21 protein-coding genes and 1 tRNA gene are annotated in these 16,154 nt (G+C 69.5%); 11 read left to right on the top strand and 11 right to left on the bottom strand.

The window, feature by feature from the left end:
• Positions 1-204: 204 nt before the first annotated feature.
• On the bottom strand, positions 205-804 hold the full coding sequence (locus tag OG780_RS12590) for a murein hydrolase activator EnvC family protein (RefSeq protein WP_328447631.1): 600 nt from the start codon (positions 802-804) through the stop codon (positions 205-207).
• Positions 805-1,074: 270 nt separating this feature from the next.
• Between OG780_RS12590 and rpsB the strand changes: the two genes are divergently transcribed.
• The 5 genes from rpsB (at position 1,075) to OG780_RS12565 (ending at position 5,775) form a co-directional block, all read left to right on the top strand.
• A complete protein-coding gene (rpsB, locus tag OG780_RS12585; protein ID WP_328447629.1) occupies positions 1,075-2,019 on the top strand; it encodes a 30S ribosomal protein S2 in 945 nt (314 codons plus the stop codon).
• Positions 2,020-2,115: 96 nt separating this feature from the next.
• Positions 2,116-2,952: a translation elongation factor Ts gene (gene tsf, locus OG780_RS12580; protein ID WP_326785270.1), complete on the top strand. Its 837-nt coding sequence runs from the start codon at positions 2,116-2,118 to the stop codon at positions 2,950-2,952.
• 183 nt (positions 2,953-3,135) lie between these two features.
• Complete coding sequence (gene pyrH, locus OG780_RS12575; RefSeq protein WP_037625128.1) at positions 3,136-3,906, top strand: UMP kinase; 771 nt, start codon at positions 3,136-3,138, stop codon at positions 3,904-3,906.
• A gap of 172 nt (positions 3,907-4,078) precedes the next feature.
• On the top strand, positions 4,079-4,636 hold the full coding sequence (gene frr, locus OG780_RS12570) for a ribosome recycling factor (RefSeq protein ID WP_037625129.1): 558 nt from the start codon (positions 4,079-4,081) through the stop codon (positions 4,634-4,636).
• The gene (locus OG780_RS12565; protein WP_328447624.1) at positions 4,636-5,775 is read left to right on the top strand and encodes a phosphatidate cytidylyltransferase; all 1,140 of its coding nucleotides are present in this window, start codon (positions 4,636-4,638) and stop codon (positions 5,773-5,775) included. The genes frr and OG780_RS12565 overlap by 1 nt, the downstream gene beginning before the upstream one ends.
• A gap of 79 nt (positions 5,776-5,854) precedes the next feature.
• On the opposite strand, the gene OG780_RS44640 is transcribed toward OG780_RS12565, so the two are convergent.
• A complete protein-coding gene (locus OG780_RS44640) occupies positions 5,855-6,106 on the bottom strand; it encodes a DUF6233 domain-containing protein (RefSeq protein ID WP_443062152.1) in 252 nt (83 codons plus the stop codon).
• Positions 6,107-6,428: 322 nt separating this feature from the next.
• Here OG780_RS44640 and OG780_RS12560 point away from each other — a divergent pair, with 322 nt between their 5' ends.
• The 3 genes from OG780_RS12560 (at position 6,429) to OG780_RS12550 (ending at position 8,183) form a co-directional block, all read left to right on the top strand.
• The gene (locus OG780_RS12560) at positions 6,429-6,902 is read left to right on the top strand and encodes a carboxymuconolactone decarboxylase family protein (protein ID WP_328447622.1); all 474 of its coding nucleotides are present in this window, start codon (positions 6,429-6,431) and stop codon (positions 6,900-6,902) included.
• 337 nt (positions 6,903-7,239) lie between these two features.
• On the top strand, positions 7,240-7,560 hold the full coding sequence (locus OG780_RS12555) for a GYD domain-containing protein (RefSeq protein ID WP_328447620.1): 321 nt from the start codon (positions 7,240-7,242) through the stop codon (positions 7,558-7,560).
• Positions 7,561-7,802: 242 nt separating this feature from the next.
• Positions 7,803-8,183 (top strand): DUF4240 domain-containing protein, encoded by a 381-nt coding sequence (locus tag OG780_RS12550; RefSeq protein ID WP_328447618.1) that lies wholly within the window; start codon positions 7,803-7,805, stop codon positions 8,181-8,183.
• A gap of 104 nt (positions 8,184-8,287) precedes the next feature.
• Here OG780_RS12550 and OG780_RS12545 read toward each other — a convergent pair whose 3' ends face one another.
• Positions 8,288-8,692, bottom strand: a complete 405-nt coding sequence (locus OG780_RS12545) for a hypothetical protein (protein ID WP_328447616.1) — start codon at positions 8,690-8,692, stop codon at positions 8,288-8,290.
• A 254-nt stretch (positions 8,693-8,946) separates the two neighbouring features.
• Here OG780_RS12545 and OG780_RS12540 point away from each other — a divergent pair.
• The 3 genes from OG780_RS12540 to OG780_RS12530 all read left to right on the top strand — a co-directional run bounded on the left by OG780_RS12540 (position 8,947) and on the right by OG780_RS12530 (position 11,281).
• A tRNA-Ser gene (locus OG780_RS12540) sits at positions 8,947-9,033 on the top strand.
• A 427-nt stretch (positions 9,034-9,460) separates the two neighbouring features.
• The gene (locus tag OG780_RS12535; protein WP_328447614.1) at positions 9,461-10,078 is read left to right on the top strand and encodes a hypothetical protein; all 618 of its coding nucleotides are present in this window, start codon (positions 9,461-9,463) and stop codon (positions 10,076-10,078) included.
• Between the two features lie 576 nt (positions 10,079-10,654).
• The gene (locus OG780_RS12530; protein WP_328447612.1) at positions 10,655-11,281 is read left to right on the top strand and encodes a hypothetical protein; all 627 of its coding nucleotides are present in this window, start codon (positions 10,655-10,657) and stop codon (positions 11,279-11,281) included.
• Positions 11,282-11,560: 279 nt separating this feature from the next.
• On the opposite strand, the gene OG780_RS12525 is transcribed toward OG780_RS12530, so the two are convergent.
• The 8 genes from OG780_RS12525 to OG780_RS12490 all read right to left on the bottom strand — a co-directional run bounded on the left by OG780_RS12525 (position 11,561) and on the right by OG780_RS12490 (position 16,078).
• Positions 11,561-12,796 carry a tyrosine-type recombinase/integrase gene (locus OG780_RS12525; RefSeq protein WP_328447610.1) on the bottom strand — a complete coding sequence of 412 codons (1,236 nt, stop codon included), beginning with the start codon at positions 12,794-12,796 and terminating at the stop codon, positions 11,561-11,563.
• The gene (locus tag OG780_RS12520) at positions 12,796-12,993 is read right to left on the bottom strand and encodes a helix-turn-helix domain-containing protein (RefSeq protein ID WP_328447609.1); all 198 of its coding nucleotides are present in this window, start codon (positions 12,991-12,993) and stop codon (positions 12,796-12,798) included. The genes OG780_RS12525 and OG780_RS12520 overlap by 1 nt, the downstream gene beginning before the upstream one ends.
• Complete coding sequence (gene repSA, locus OG780_RS12515; protein WP_328447608.1) at positions 12,990-14,408, bottom strand: replication initiator protein RepSA; 1,419 nt, start codon at positions 14,406-14,408, stop codon at positions 12,990-12,992. Before repSA ends, OG780_RS12520 begins: the two co-directional genes overlap by 4 nt.
• 91 nt (positions 14,409-14,499) lie before the next feature.
• Entirely contained in the window at positions 14,500-14,817 is a 318-nt protein-coding gene (locus tag OG780_RS12510) for a SpdD-like protein (RefSeq protein ID WP_328447606.1), read from the bottom strand.
• 23 nt (positions 14,818-14,840) lie between these two features.
• Positions 14,841-14,996 (bottom strand): hypothetical protein, encoded by a 156-nt coding sequence (locus OG780_RS12505; RefSeq protein ID WP_328447604.1) that lies wholly within the window; start codon positions 14,994-14,996, stop codon positions 14,841-14,843.
• A gap of 10 nt (positions 14,997-15,006) precedes the next feature.
• Positions 15,007-15,198 carry a mobile element transfer protein gene (locus tag OG780_RS12500; protein ID WP_328447602.1) on the bottom strand — a complete coding sequence of 64 codons (192 nt, stop codon included), beginning with the start codon at positions 15,196-15,198 and terminating at the stop codon, positions 15,007-15,009.
• 20 nt (positions 15,199-15,218) lie between these two features.
• On the bottom strand, positions 15,219-15,875 hold the full coding sequence (locus tag OG780_RS12495) for a DUF2637 domain-containing protein (RefSeq protein ID WP_328447600.1): 657 nt from the start codon (positions 15,873-15,875) through the stop codon (positions 15,219-15,221).
• Positions 15,875-16,078: a hypothetical protein gene (locus OG780_RS12490; RefSeq protein WP_328447598.1), complete on the bottom strand. Its 204-nt coding sequence runs from the start codon at positions 16,076-16,078 to the stop codon at positions 15,875-15,877. The genes OG780_RS12495 and OG780_RS12490 overlap by 1 nt, the downstream gene beginning before the upstream one ends.
• Positions 16,079-16,154: the final 76 nt, after the last annotated feature.

Raw genomic sequence — 16,154 nt, 5'->3', positions numbered from 1 at the left:
GCTAAACCTCACCGTTCCCCGGGGCCGGGGCCAAACCCCGCCGTCCCCCGGGACCGGGACTGCCCCGCTGTCATGGGACCGGGGCTGGCCCCCGCCGTCCCGGCCCGGGGCTGAGGCTCGTCGTCGCGGGCCCGGGGTGAACTCGTCCGCTGGACCGCCTCCCCGTCTCCCTGCCACCCCGCCCCCTGCCTCGTGTCCGGCCGGTCAGGGACGGGTGACGGGGGCGTCGAGCGGCAGCAGACGGGACGGGCCCGTGCCCAGGAGCCACGGGGGAAGCAGCGACAGCGGGTTCAGATAGGCCGTGCCTCTGAGCAGGCCCCAGTGCAGACAGGGTGTCGGCCCGCAGTGCGTGTCCGGTGTTTCCAGGGTGCCGAGTACCTGGCCTGCGAGGACCTCGTCGCCCTCGCGCACCGAGGCCCGCACCGGTCCGTACGTCGTTCGCAGCGGCGGTGCCCCCGTGCCCGGCAGCTCCACCGAGACGGCCCCGCGGCCCGCGACCCGGCCCGCGAAGGACACCCGGCCGGACGCGACGGCCCGTACCTCGGCGCCGGGGCCGGCCGCCAGGTCGACCCCGCGATGCCCCCGCGAGTAGGCCGTCTCCGGCGGTTCCCAGCCCCGTACGACGAACGGCCGGACGCCCACCGGCCAGGCGCGGGCGAGCGTCGGCACCGAGGGGTCGGCCGTCGGCGGGGAGACCGGGGCCCTCGGCCCGGGGCCGGTCCCCTGAGCCGGCGCCGACGCACCCAGGACGGTCACCGCCAGGCACAGCAGGAGCCACGCACGCACACATCGGTTCACTCGCATGCGGGAACCGTCCCGCACCGAGCGGATCATGGCCGGGATCTGTGGAGTACCGGCCGGTTGTGGACAGCGGCGTCACCTGCCCCCTCTCGGGTCCCGTACACTTCTGATGGCGATTCGGGTCACCGAGTCGACTTCGCACGCCCCGGCACCTGGTCGTCACAGATCGGTGTCAGCGCCTCTCGGTCCTTTGTGGCAAGGCGCATCGCGGGCGTCAGGCGCGTGTGCCGTCCGGCATGTGCGGTACAACCGAGAACACCTAGGAGAACGGCCATGGCCGTCGTCACGATGCGGGAGCTGCTGGAAAGCGGCGTCCACTTCGGTCACCAGACCCGTCGCTGGAACCCGAAGATGAAGCGCTTCATCTTCACCGAGCGCAACGGCATCTACATCATCGACCTGCTCCAGTCGCTGTCGTACATCGACCGCGCCTACGAGTTCGTCAAGGAGACCGTCGCCCACGGCGGCACGGTCATGTTCGTCGGCACGAAGAAGCAGGCGCAGGAGGCCATCGCGGAGCAGGCCACCCGCGTCGGCATGCCCTACGTCAACCAGCGCTGGCTGGGCGGCATGCTCACCAACTTCTCCACCGTCTACAAGCGTCTGCAGCGCCTCAAGGAGCTCGAGCAGATCGACTTCGAGGACGTCGCGGCCTCGGGTCTCACCAAGAAGGAGCTTCTCGTGCTCTCGCGCGAGAAGGCCAAGCTGGAGAAGACCCTCGGTGGTATCCGCGAGATGCAGAAGGTGCCCAGCGCCGTCTGGATCGTGGACACCAAGAAGGAGCACATCGCGGTCGGCGAGGCCCGGAAGCTCAACATCCCGGTCGTCGCCATCCTCGACACCAACTGTGACCCGGACGAGGTCGACTACAAGATCCCGGGCAACGACGACGCGATCCGCTCCGTCACCCTGCTCACCCGCGTGATCGCCGACGCCGTCGCCGAGGGCCTCATCTCCCGTTCCGGCGCCGGCAAGGCCGCGGGCGACAAGGCCGCGGGCGAGCCGCTCGCCGCGTGGGAGCGCGACCTGCTCGAGGGCGAGAAGAAGGCCGACGACGCCGAGGTCCAGACCTCCGCCGAGACGGAGAAGGTCGCCGACGCCGAGCAGGCCGAGGCTCCCGCCGAGGCTGAGGCCGTCGAGGCCCCCGCCGCCGAGGCCGAGGTTGCTGCCGAGGCGCCCGCCGCCGAGGCCCCCGCCGCGGACGCCGAGCAGGCCTGACCCCTCACCCTTTCGGGTTTGTGAACGGCGGGGGCCCACAAAGCCCCCGCCGTTCGTCCCGTAGATCTTCAGACTTCGAGAGAGACTCCAGGAATCATGGCGAACTACACCGCCGCCGACGTCAAGAAGCTTCGTGAGCTCACCGGCGCCGGCATGATGGACTGCAAGAAGGCGCTGGACGAGGCCGACGGCAACGTCGACAAGGCCGTCGAGGCGCTGCGGATCAAGGGCCAGAAGGGCGTCGCCAAGCGCGAGGGCCGCTCCGCCGAGAACGGCGCCGTGGTCTCCATCATCGCTGACGACAACACCTCCGGTGTCCTGGTCGAGCTGAAGTGCGAGACGGACTTCGTCGCCAAGGGTGAGAAGTTCCAGGCTGTCGCCAACGAGATCGCCCAGCACGTCGTCAAGACGTCGCCGGCCGACATCGAGGCGCTCCTCGGCTCCGAGATCGAGCCGGGCAAGACGGTTCAGGCGTTCGTCGACGAGGCCAACGCCAACCTGGGCGAGAAGATCGTCCTGGACCGCTTCGCCCAGTTCTCCGGCGCGTTCGTGGCCTCGTACATGCACCGCACCATGCCTGACCTGCCCCCGCAGATCGGTGTTCTGGTCGAGCTGGACAAGGCCGACGCCGACCTCGCCAAGGGCATCGCGCAGCACATCGCCGCCTTCGCGCCGAAGTACCTCTCCAAGGAGGACGTTCCGGCCGAGGTCGTCGAGACCGAGCGTCGCGTCGCCGAGGAGACCACCCGCGCCGAGGGCAAGCCCGAGGCCGCCCTCCCGAAGATCGTCGAGGGTCGCGTCAACGGCTTCTTCAAGGAGGCCACGCTCCTCGGTCAGCCGTACGCGCTCGACAACAAGAAGTCCGTCCAGAAGGTTCTGGACGAGGCCGGTGTCACCCTGAAGCGCTTCTCGCGCATCAAGGTCGGCATCTGAGTCCGTACAGCGATCGACGCGCGACCCCGATAGGGTCGACAGCAGTCGTCCGCGTACGTCGGCACTCACACGTGTGTGCCGGACGACAGCAGATCTGACGAGGAGGCCATTGCCGAGCATGGGTTGCGAACAACACCCCACCGGCAATGGCCTTCTTCGTATGTGCACCATGAGGAGATCTCCATGACCACCACCCAGGCCGGCAACGGCGAGAAGAGCGACGACGGCAAAGGCGCGGGCCGCTTCCTGCTGAAGCTTTCCGGCGAGGCGTTCGCCGGTGGCGGAGGACTGGGCGTCGACCCCGACGTGGTGCACAAGATCGCCCGCGAGATCGCGGCCGTCGTGCGCGGCGGTGCCCAGATCGCCGTCGTCATCGGCGGCGGCAACTTCTTCCGCGGGGCCGAACTCCAGCAGCGCGGCATGGACCGGGCGCGCTCCGACTACATGGGCATGCTCGGCACGGTCATGAACTGCCTCGCCCTCCAGGACTTCCTGGAGAAGGAAGGCATCGACAGCCGCGTCCAGACCGCCATCACCATGGGCCAGGTCGCGGAGCCGTACATCCCGCTGCGCGGTGTGCGGCACCTGGAGAAGGGCCGTGTGGTCATCTTCGGCGCCGGTATGGGCATGCCGTACTTCTCCACCGACACCACTGCCGCCCAGCGCGCCCTGGAGATCGACGCCGAGGCGCTCCTCATGGGCAAGAACGGCGTGGACGGGGTCTACGACTCCGACCCGAAGACCAACCCCGAGGCGGTCAAGTTCGACGCGCTCAGCTACGGCGAGGTCATCACCCGGGACCTCAAGGTCGCCGACATGACCGCCATCACGCTGTGCCGGGACAACAAGCTGCCGATCCTGGTCTTCGAACTCCTGGCGGAGGGCAATATCGCGCGGGCCGTCAAGGGTGAGAAGATCGGCACACTCGTGGGCGACCAGAGCGGCCGAGCCTGACGGGGAACGCGCTGGACCGGGTACGCCTTCCGGTCCGGGACGGACCCCGACCGGGGGATGGACAATGTCCTGCCGGTCCGGAACCGTGCAGGAACAAGACGCGACGCAGCCGGCCGCCGGACTCCGACGAGGAAAAGCTGCCGGGCCTACTCAAGACACGCAGGAGCAAGTGGTGATCGAAGAGACCCTCCTCGAGGCCGAGGAGAAGATGGAGAAGGCCGTCGTGGTCGCCAAGGAGGACTTCGCCGCGATCCGCACCGGTCGTGCGCACCCGGCGATGTTCAACAAGATCGTGGCCGACTACTACGGCGCGCTGACGCCGATCAACCAGCTGGCCTCGTTCTCCGTTCCGGAGCCGCGCATGGCCGTGGTGACCCCGTTCGACAAGAGCGCGCTGCGCAACATCGAGCAGGCGATCCGCGACTCCGACCTGGGCGTCAACCCCAGCAACGACGGCAACATCATCCGGGTGACGTTCCCCGAGCTGACGGAAGAGCGCCGCAAGGACTACATCAAGGTCGCGCGGACCAAGGGCGAGGACGCCAAGGTCTCGATCCGCGCCGTGCGCCGCAAGGCCAAGGACGCTCTCGACAAGCTCGTCAAGGACAAGGAGTCCGGCGAGGACGAGGTCCGCCGTGCGGAGAAGGAACTCGACGACACCACGGCGAAGTACGTCGCCCAGGTGGACGAGCTCCTGAAGCACAAGGAAGCGGAGCTGCTCGAGGTCTGATGAACGACTCTTCCTGGGGGGCGCCGTCACAAGCCGAGTACTGGGGGCCGTCCGAGCAGGGGCCACTCCAGGGGGCGGCTCCGGCGGGTCCCACGTACGATGCGCATGACGCGCAGCACACTCGGCCCATGCCCACCGCGCCCGACGTACCCGCTCATGGCGGGGACCAGGATGACGACCGGGGGGCCGCTCGGCTGAGCGGCCCCCCGGTCCGCAACGACTCACCGCCGACGGCGCCCTACGGGGATCCGTCGCACAATCCGCAAAGCCCGCAGGAGCCCATGCCCAGCACCGCACCCGAGCCCGCCCCCGCACCGCAGAAGAAGAGTGCGGGACGCGACCTGGGCGCGGCCATAGGAGTGGGCGTCGGGCTCGGCGCCGTGATCGTCGCGTCGCTGTTCGTCGTCAAGGCCGTCTTCGTCGGTGTGATAGCGGTGGCCGTGGTGGTGGGGCTCTGGGAGCTCACCTCACGGCTGGAGGAGCGCAAGGGCATCAAGGCGCCCCTCGTGCCGCTCGCACTCGGCGGGGCCGCCATGGTCGTAGCCGGATACGTGCGCGGAGCCGAGGGTGCCTGGGTGGCCATGGCGCTCACCGCGCTGGCCGTGCTGGTCTGGCGGATGACGGAACCGCCCGAGGGCTACCTCAAGGACGTCACCGCGGGGGTCTTCGCGGCCTTCTACGTGCCGTTCCTGGCGACCTTCGTGGCCATGATGCTCACCGCCGACGACGGTCCGCGCCGCGTTCTGACCTTCCTGCTCCTGACGGTCGTCAGCGACACGGGGGCGTACGCCATCGGCTGGCGCTTCGGCAAGCACAAGCTGGCTCCGCGGATCAGCCCCGGAAAGACCCGCGAGGGTCTGTTCGGAGCGGTCACCTTCGCGATGGCGGCGGGTGCGCTGTGCATGCAGTACCTGATCGACGACGGCACCTGGTGGCAGGGTCTGATCCTCGGCCTCGCGGTCGCGGCCAGCGCCACGCTCGGTGACCTCGGCGAGTCCATGATCAAGCGGGACCTCGGCATCAAGGACATGGGCACCCTGCTGCCGGGCCACGGCGGCATCATGGACCGGCTGGACTCCCTGCTTCCGACGGCTCCTGTCGTCTGGCTGCTGCTCGTGCTTTTCGTCGGCTCCGGCTGATCGTTTCTTCGCACGCGTTTACGGCGTACGTATCCGTGACGCGCGCACATCCACGACACCACCCCTTCGGGTCATCCGATCACCTCACCGTGATCGCCGTGACCCGGAGGGGTGGTGTCGTATGTGCGGGGCCGATCGTCCTGCCACTCCACCCAGTGCGGATCGTCCAGGTACTCCCAGGCGGCGGGCAGGTCGTGACGCCGTCTTCGGTGATCGCCCGGAGATCCTGCTCGCGGGCGGGCGGCCTCGTGTTCTTCCCGGCCGTGCCGCAGTCGCCGGTGTGGACGGCGTCGGGGGTCGCGCCGGTACCGTCGCCGCCCGTCCGTCGCATCGCGAGCTTCCAGCCGCGTGGCCGCGGAGGCGACGTGCGGCCGCACGCGTGGCCGCGACCTCTTGGCGCTCCAGCTCGGTGATGGTGCCGTCGGTGCGGCGCAGTTGCCGGAGCAGCCGGGCGTGGGTGCCGCGCGGATGCTGCAGGTGGGACGCTTTTTCAGACACATGTTCGACTCTAGGGTCTTGCTGGGACGCTGCACAGCACTCCTCGCGTGCCGCCCGATCACAGAGAGACGCAGGTCACATTCAGGTCGGTCACATCGTGCCGGGTCGTTCCGTCAACCAGGTGTAACCACGAGAAGCGACACAGGGAGCACACCATGGAAGCTCGTCTGAACCTCTTCGCCAGCCCGGTGGCGGCCAAGTTCATGAAGCACATCGTCGCCGCGGGCAGGCCGCTCGCGGAGTCGACGCTGCCGCTCGCGACGCAGGAGCTGGTGAAGCTTCGTGCCAGCCAGATCAACGGCTGCGGGTTCTGCACCGACATGCACAGCAAGGACGCGGAGGCCGCGGGCGAGACCTCCGTGCGCCTCAACCTGGTCGCGGCCTGGAGGGAGGCGACGGTGTTCACCGACGCCGAGCGCGCCGCCCTGGAGCTGACGGAGCAGGGCACGCGCATCGCCGACGCGGCGGGCGGGGTCACGGACGAGTGCTGGGCGAACGCCGCCAAGTACTACGACGAGGAGCAGCTCGCCGCGCTGGTGTGCTGCATCGCGCTCATCAACGCCTTCAACCGCGCGAACGTCATGATCCAGCAGCCCGCCGGCGACTACCGGCCCGGCCAGTTCGCGTAACCGGGCGACGCGAGGGGGCCGGCGGCCGGGACCTGGACTACGGGGAGGACCGGGCCGGTTCGGGCGGGGACGGGGCCGGGTTCGGGCGAGGGCGGGGACGGCGGCGGAATGGTGACGATGCCGCCTTCCTCCTCCCCTCCTCCGCTTGTTCCTCCTCGGCCGCGCAGATCGTTCATGCCGTGGGTTCATGTGGTGGGTTCATGCGGCGAGCGGCCCACCGGAATCGTCCGACGGCCGGTGTCTTACGAGTGAATCCCGGCGTTCTCCGATGGGCGGCCGAGGCGCCGGCGGGAAGAGCATCCACGTACCGACACCTCAGTGGCAGGGAGCACCCCCTATGCCGAAGTTCCTCATCCAGGCCCGCTACACCCCCGAGGGGGCGAAGGGCTTGCTCAAGGAAGGCGCGAGCGGCCGCCGCGCCGCTGTCGAGCACGTCGTCGCCGGCCTCGGCGGGACCGTCGAGGCCATGTACTTCTCCTTCGGAGAGGACGACTTCGTGTGCATCCTCGACTTCCCCGACGCGGTCTCCATGGCCGCCGTCAGCCTCAGCGTCAAGGCCAGCGGTGCCCTCCACACCCGGGCCACACCGCTTCTCACCCTCGGCGACGTCGACGAGGCCGCCCGCAGAGAGGTCGCCTTCCGCCCTCCGGGCGCGTAGCCCGAGCCGGCCGGGGACACTCCACCGCAGGCGATCCGGCTGGACGCCCGCCGTCGAGTCCAGCTCGGGTGCCATGCTCTGCCTCATGGACGCGGAAGAGTTCTGGAACCTGATCGAGCGGGCCCGCGGCGTGGCCGTCGACCTGGCCGACGCCGAGGACATCGCCGAGCAGGCGACCGTGCTGCTGGCCGGGTACGCCCCCCCGGGACATCCTCGGCGCCGAGCGGGTCCTGCAAGAGCTGATGGCCGCGTCCGACAGAGCTCCCCTCCGGGCCGCGGCCTGGGTCATCAGCGGCGGCAGCCCCTGCTTCGACGAGGGTTTCGAGTACTTCCGCGGATGGCTGATCGCCCAGGGCCGGGAGGTCTTCGAAGGCGTCGTGGCGCACGCCGACCGGCTGGCCGAGCTCCCGGAGATCTCTGCGTCGGCGCCCGAGGGGATCGAACCCGACGGTGAGGAGATTCTTGGCATCGCCCGGGACGCCTACGAGAGGGCGACCGGCGCCGAACCGCCCGAGGACGCCTTCCCCCTCGACCACCCAGCAGTCGGTCCGGACCTCGGCTTCCACGACCGTGAGCGTATGACCGTCCTGCTGCCCCGGCTCACCGCCCTGTACCCGAGCTGACCCGGACCGGCCCGCTGCCTCGACGGTGGCTGAATCGGTGGGGCGGGTTTGCCGTTCGAAGCCGGCGGCATGCCCGGTTCCTGGCCCGCGGATGGCCCGAGACGTCAATGTCCCGGGAGCCGCCCGCCCTGTCGTGTCGCGGAGGCGATCGCTGATACGACGGTGGTCACGGCGAGGCTTCCCAGCATGACCAGCACCACGCCGACGATGAAGAGGCCGCTGGAGTCGTCCGACCAGTCGTAGTAGGCGGCGACGGTGAGGCCGGCCGTGGTGCCGAGCACAGCGCCTGCGAGGTAGCGCCGGGATGCCGCCCAGTACACCGGTGCCAGCAGAATCAGCACCAGCCCGATCACCTGCCACACCTCGTACGGACCGGTCGTCGTGCCGTCGGGTTGCACGTCACGATGCTGGTCCCAGCCCAGCCAGGCAGCCCACACCGCTAGCGACACGCAGGCCAGCAGGAGGACCGACACCAGCTGGGGAACAGGTTTCCGTGGTTCTTGACTCATGGCCCCAGCGTTTCCGTTCACTCGATCACCGACCAGGGCGCAGACACTCAGTTCCGCCCGAGTACATCAGCCATGGACAGGTCGAGTACGCCAGGGCTGGACCCAGGGTGGCTGCCCAGCAGTTGAAAGGCCGCGACCCGGGGTGTGACAAGGGTCTGCTGCCTCACCACCACCTCAAGCCCGTGCCGCTCTCGCGCCAACGGGCGGGGGCTCACGGGGACTCGGCGACAACAACGGAGCACGATCGTGCACTTGCCCCAGTGCACGTCCGCAGCTCATCACAGCAGCCGCCCAACCTCGCTCCCAAAGCGGGTGTCGCAGGTTCGAATCCTGCCGGGGCACACGGCTAAGGGCCAGTTCAGAGGCTTGATCCTCTGGAGCTGGCCCTTGTCGTGATCACGGCCGTGCCACACCCGTGCCACAGGCTCGGTAGTTCGAGCCGTCAGGCCGACTGATCGTCGCTGCCCCACCGCACCCGGAGAACGTGTTGCCTGGAACCCGACGTCGAGCAAGACGAGGGAGCCGATCGGGCTTGTTACGGGCAGGCAGGAGTCAGCCGCATTCGCGGCTGGCGTACGGCTCCCTGGCCATGCTCGACCCCAGTCCGGGCGTGCCATCGATCAAAGATCGCGCCGACGCCCACGTGTGTCCGCACTCCCGCCCGAGGCTGGCCTGAGAACCACTACGTTCTCCATGATCAACGAGCTCTGATCATCAGGTAGCCTGCCGGTTCGCCTAATTGGAACAGTAAGCACACTGGTGGGAACCGTGAACGTCCGTACTCAGATACACCTCTTGATCCTGTTTGCTGTCGGCTTCGGTCTGTTTTTCGGCGGCCTGACGTTGGGAGGGGCGCCACTCGGTCTGCTGGGCTTCGTGATCTTCTTTTTTGTTCTTCAGCCGTTGATTTGGGCGCTACTTCCGGTTTCCTTCCTCATGGCTCCGAAGGGGGCGCAAGCGACCTGCGCCCTGTACCGCGGCTGGGCCGCAAAACTGACCGCTCGCCTCGGGCTGGGAGCCTCCCGCACGGTCGAGGCCGACGCCGCGAGGCTTCGGCAAGGAGTGCGCCTCGGCATGCTCTCGCTTGGCCTGCGCGACGGCAGTCAGGCCCTCGGCCACGTGCTCCTGCACCAGTCCTCGGACGGCGAGGTCTGTCTGGCCTGGCGCAAGCGCGGGAAGGGCAGTACTGACCAGCCGATCAACCTTCAGGGCCCGGTGGCCGCACGTCGGGAGCGCCAGCAGCAGAATGGCACACAGGCCCGAATGGGGTACACCGTAGCTGTGGATCTCGGCACCGAGTCCTACTGGCTACGCCCCCACGACGCTGCCCTGCTCGAGCTCCTTCTCGGGAACGGCGCGTCAGTTACCACTGACGTCTCCATTTGACGTCGCCAATGGCTCCGCGGCTGCCCGGGACGGCTCAGGCGATAACGCACGGGCCGGCCAAGCTGCCGCATATTCGTGGATTGGCACCTGAGCGAAGGAGCATCGTTCGTCTCTGATCAGCGCCACGCCGGAAGTCGCAACGGCCTCCGAAGTCGTGCTTGATCGGCGGTGGCTGACATCACCAGCTGACATCAACGGCGGCGAACGCTGGTGCACCGAAGCGGCCACAGCCGGATCGGCGAGCGGCCAGCGGGCTCCCTTCCTGCAGGGCACGCCGCACCACGAGCGAACTTACAAGGCCGATGTCTTCCTCAGCGCACGAGCGCCCTCCCGGGCCGTCCCGGGGCCGTGGAAGGGCGCTCGATGGTGACCAACGTCGACAACTGCCGACAGCTCAGCAGCAGGTCAGAGCGGTGATCGGTTAGGCGGCCGCAGGTCACGGCCGCCGTTGATCAGTTGTGGCTATTCTGAGGCATGAGCGCGTACGGCCGCGTCCTGGCTGGATCGCCCCCTTGTGTGCCCTTCGTGTGCGTGTCACACAGTTCAGAGGCGGGGACCTGGGGGAGGGGCACTGCAATGTCGGTGTTGGGTGGCTATTCGGCAGGGCCGTCGGGCTGGGCCGTCGAGAGGTTTGGGCGGTGTGCCGGCGCGCTGGCCGTCGCGGTTCCGGTGCGGCTGGCTGAGGCGCATGAGAAGGCTCATGCCGCGCACCTCGCTGCGGGACTGAAGAAGCGGAGTCCGTACGGTGTCGCCCTTGCGGGCCTGGTGCGCGAGAACCTGGCGGAGACGGCGCGCGAGCTCGGGGAAGCCGTTCGAGATGTGCGCGGGTATGAGTATGCGGTGATCAACGATCACGCACTCTTCCCCTTCCGGTACGCGGACAGGCCGAGGCCCCTGGACCGAGCCCGGCTGCCTGCCAACGCGTCGCCGACTCGGCACCGGCTGTTACGGGCCCACGGGCCGCAGCCTCCAGAAACCCTGTTCGATGTCGATGAGGACTTGGCGACCGAGGAGTACCTAGGGCTGCACGAAGCATTCGAGGAGCTGGGAGCTTCCACCAGGTTGGTCTGCGTGTTCTTCACTGCCGACGTCGAAAACGGCATCCACGCCATCCACTGGGGGGAAGCCCACCTCGAACCCGACCGCACCTTCACCTGGCCCTACAGGGAACAGCTCCCGCTCGCTCCCTTGCGGCTGGGCTGACGGGCGGTGGCGACGCTGCCTGGACACGGCCGGTCGGGGACTGACTGAGTCCTGGGCCGTCTCTGGGCCGTCCGAGGCCGACCAACACTGACGGGTGGCACCCGTGGGTGACCGCCCCCACCCCGCTGTGGCCTGGGCCGGTGGTATTGATCTGCGACACTGGAAGGGTTATGCCGAAGCCCGGAGAACTTATGTGATCCGGGCTCAAAGAAGCCCCCTACCAGCGATGTTGCCGCGAATAGGGGGCTGCCTTGTACCCGCTGGGCCGTCCCTGGGCCGTCAGGGTTCCCGGGCCGTGCCGAAGACCTCGTCCAGGGCCCGGCGGGCTCGCTCGCGGCTGCTGGGCATCAGGTGGGCGTACACCCGCAGCGTCATCGCCGGGTCGGAGTGCCCGAGGTATTCACTCACCGCCTTGATGCTTTCGCCCGCGTCCAGGAGGACCGAAGCGTAGAAGTGGCGAAGGGCGTGCATCCCGTGCTGTCGGGCGGAGGCGTACGGCTTCCCGGGGTCGGGCGTCGGGATGAGGCCGGCCCTCGCAAGGGCGCGCTTCCACTCCAGGGCGTTGAAGTTGCTCCGCCAGACGATTCCGTCGGCCGTGTTGGTGAAGATCAGCCGCCGCTCTGTGAGGGGGCCGTCCGGCCGGATCCACGGCAGCTTGATCGCCATGGGCGGGTGACTCGCGATGTGCCGCCGCAAGGCGTAGGCCACCGAGGACGGCAGCGGTACGTCCCGCTCCTTGTTGCCCTTGGGCGGAGCGAAGACGGCGACGCCCCTGATCAGCTTGACCTGAGCCGTGACCCGAAGCGTGTCACTGTCGAGCTGTGCGGAGTCCTCGGCCAGACCGATGATCTCGCCCTGGCGGAGACCGCAGCCGCTGCCCACGTCGACCATGGCTCGGTAGCGCTCCGGCAGGGCATCGCGGACTGCCCGAACCTGTGACGGCAACCAGGGGACGACCCGGGCGGCGGAGGCGGCAGGCGGCCGGACAGACGCTGCCGAACACGGATTCCGGGCGAGGTGACCGTCATCCACGGCGGCCGACAGCACTGCGCGCACGTTGGCGTAGATGTTGCGGGCGTAGGTGCCGCTCATCGGGCCGTTCTCCAGGTCCCGCACGAACTCGCGGATGTGGAGTGGCCGGAAAGACCCAAGGGGGCGCGACCCGATACGAGGGAAGGCATGGAGCCGAAGGCGGGTCTCCGCTCCGATGCGTGTGTTCAGGTCGGTTGTCTGCCCGGTGATCCAGCGTTCCGCGTACTGCTGGAAGGTCGTCTGTGCTGCCTTGGGGTCGATGTACTGGCCCCGAGACATGTCGGCGGCCGTCTCGGCCAGCCACTCCTCCGCCCGACGCTTCTGCCGGTCGGGAAAGGACTGGCTCTTCTCGGTGCCGTCGGGCCCGACGTAGCGGGCCCGGTAGCGGAGGCCGCTGCCGTAGCGGTCCGATTTGACCTTGACCGGCTTGCCGTCCGGACCCGGTTCCGTCTTGTACCAGCGATCCTGCACATGCCCCGGCATCAGGCGGCCGCTTCTGTCAGACGGTCGATCCACTGGCGGAGCAGCACAGGGTCGTACCGAAGATGCCTCCCGACCCGGAAGGCCGGAGGACCCGAGCGCTTGCGCCGCCACTGGTACAGCGTCTCGACCGGAACACCCAAGAGCTCAGCGACATCGGCCGGAGTCAGGTACCGCTCGGGAAGCGTGCGAACGGTCATGCCACAGCCCCTTCCACGTCCAGGTCTCGCAGGGCTTCGCGGGCGGTCTCGCGGTTGGCCTGGAGGTCACGGGCGATCGTTGCGGCGAGGGCGGCTTCGCCCGGGGTGTGGCCGTGGCCGGCGTACTGCCAGTCGGTCAGGACGAGGACGGTGTCCGGCTCGCGGTCGTCGAGGCCGAGGACGGATGCCTCCTGGGCGGCGCGGTAGTCGGCGCGTTCCTGGCGGATGGCGCCGAGGGTGGTGGAGTACGCGCGCGACTTGGACGAGAAGTGCCCGCGGAAGCCGAGCATGTGCGCCCAGACCCAGAGGCGCCGGTCCGGGTAGAGGTCGTCCAGGTTGCGGCACGCGGTGATGAGTCGCCGAGTGTGGTCGGGCACGCCGTGGCGGTCGAGTTCGGCGAGTTCACCGATGCGGCGGTCCAGGGTTCCGGTGTTCTCGGCGGCCTTGGTGGCGTACTTGGCCACGTACGAGGCGACGGCCTGTTCCGTGATGTCGGAGCCGTCCCCGAAGGCCTTGACCGGGCGGACGTCGAGCTGTCTTCCCCATCGGAAGGTCCGGGCCGGTTGGTCACCCGCGGCCGGGACCGAGACGGATGTGTACGAGTGCGCGGCGGCAGCGCGCAGCGCGTCCGTGAGGAGGTCGACCGTGGCCCACGCGGGTGGGGGTGTGCCGGGTCCGTCGGGGCCGTCGAGGCGTACGACGGCGTGGAAGTGGAGGGCGCCGCGCTTCTGGAATTCGGCGACCTTGCCGTACGAGACGCGCAGGTGCTCGGCGAGTTCGCGGCGAGGCAGCCCGGCGCGGGCGGCGAGTTCGCGGCGCAGGCGGGTGGTGAAGCGCTGCCAGAGCTGCCCGGCGTGGTTGTTGAAGAGGACGGCGCCCGCGTAGTCGTAGGTGTCGGGGTCGAGGGCGGTGCCCAGTTCGGCGGCATCGGGGGAGTGGGCGGTGCCGCAGCGGCAGATGCCGCCTTGGTCGGGGCGGTTGTGGACCGCGCCGAACGAGGGCGCGGTGAGTGTGGCGAAGACGCGGGGGTGGTCGCGGATGGTGGCCGGGATGTCGCGGCGGTCGTCTCCGGCGAGGCCGGCACGGATCAGGTTGTAGGTGTCGCCCGCGTACGTCCAGGCGCACGAAGGGCAACGGGAGGCCCGGCGGTTGCCGCAAGCGAGACGCAGGCGTCCGCCGGGTTCGTTCTCGGTGGAGTAGTGGTGCAGGGTCTCGCCGGTGGTCTTGTCCTTGGCGAGGGTCCAGCCGGTCAGGTGGATCGGGTCGGAGCAGCCGCCGGTGCGGCGGATCTGGTCCTCCCAACGGGTGTAGTCGGAGGCCGAGGCCACCCGGAGGATGTCTCCGAGGGTGAGCGGGTCGAGCGTCGGGGCGGACGTGGGCGCCTTCTGTGTCGGGGGAGAGGCCCGGTGGGCCATGCTGGGGGTTCCTTCCGGTTGCGAGATCGATCGGCGGGGACGGCTCCCGGGCGGCGGATGCTTGGCGGTATCGAGGCCGCCCGGGGGCCGGTCAGCGGCGCTTGGCGTCGGAGGCGAGCAGGGAGCGCAGGACGACCGCGCAGACGGCGACCGAGGCGCCCGTGATGGCGACCGCCAGGAGCAGCGAGACCAGGACGGCGCCGACGACCAGGACCACGGCCGTTCCACCGCCCACGAGGGCGAGCGCAGTGCCGGGGGTGAGCTGGACGACCGGACGGGACGGCGCGGGGGCGACGGGGACCGACTGCGGGGCCGGGGCGCTCGGGGTGACGGTGGTCGGCTGGACGACGGCGGGCGGGGTGATCAGGCCAGTGGGCTGGGGCATGGTCGGGAACTTGGGACGGAGCATGGGCAGTTCTCCTTCGCGGTGCGCTACTTGACGGCGGCGTCGATGGCGGGGGCGAGAACGCTGTCGGCGAGGAGGTAGCCGCCGAGGAGGAGCACGGCGATGAGCCACCAGGGCGGGCGGATGAGCTTGACGCCGAGGTAGCCGACGGCGGTCAGGGCGAGCCAGAGCGGGACCTGCACGGGTTTCTCCTCAGCGGACGGTGCAGCGGTGGGTGCGGGCGGCGAGCTGGGCGGCGGTCTGGCTGGAGTAGTCGGCGGACCAGCCGCAGCGGTCGGCGGTGCAGACGGCGGCATGCGTGGTGCGGCCGTTGCGGTCGCGGTGGGTGCCGATCTGCACGGGGCCGATCCGCATCAGGGAGTGGAAGTTGTCGCTTGCGGGCATCGTGGGTGCCTCATTCCCGATCAGGTCAGGTGGGCTGCGATGGCGTCGCCAAGGTGGGACGGGACGCCGAGGCGGGAGCGGAGGGTGTCGGGATCGATCGGGGAGCCGGTGCGGGCGCGGTACTCGTCGGCGACCTTGCGGGCGTGATCGACGAGGACAGCGGGGACCGGGGGCGCAGCGGCAGCAGCAATGGCTTCTGGAGCGGGGAAAGCAGCAGGCGCGGGCGCGGCTTCCAACATGGGCGGTTCGGCGTCCGGTGCTTCCATGGCGGGGGCCGGCGGAACCGTCTCCGCTTCCGATTCCAGTTCGGCAGCGGACGAGTGGGCGAGCAGCGTCCCGCCGAGGAAGGCGAGCGCGGGCCATCCGGCGATGCCGAGGCGGAGCGGAGCGGGCGGGTCGGCCAGGTCGAGGAACCCGGCGGTGGCGATGTTGGCGCCGAGCGAGGCGAACAGCGCGACGACGAACCAGCACCAGGCCAGCCGGGACGGTCCCTCGCTGCGCAGCCTCCGCCAGGCGGCGACTAGGAGCAGGTCGACACTGACCGGGTAGGCCCATGCCTTCCAGCCGTTCTGTCCGGCAGCGGCGGCCAGGTCGTGCAGGTGGGCGAAGGACAGGGCACCAGCGATTACGGCCTGGATCAGAACCGCGTCCACCCGGAGGCCGTGACGGGTGCCCATCAGACGTCGCCCGGATAGGTGGGGCCGTCGTCGGGGTCGTAGCCGTCCGGGAACACACCGGACGGCGGGTCGGGCAGCGAGGCGGCGAGGGCCGGGCTGACGGCGTCCACGAAGTCGAGGTCGGCGCCGTCCGCGTCGGCGTAGAGCGCGAGTTGGCCGAGCAGGAGCACGGTCCGGGCGAAGTCCTCGCAGTTCGGGCACATGGCGGGTCTCCCTTCTTTGGGCATGGCTGGGTAGGGACTTGGCGCGAATGCGGTCGAGCCGACCGTGAGGGTGGGG

Source organism: Streptomyces sp. NBC_00386, assembly GCF_036063235.1.
GTDB lineage: Bacteria > Actinomycetota > Actinomycetes > Streptomycetales > Streptomycetaceae > Streptomyces.
The sequence above is the reverse complement of the archived record's forward strand: the minus strand, read 5'-3'. Positions and strand labels throughout refer to the sequence as shown.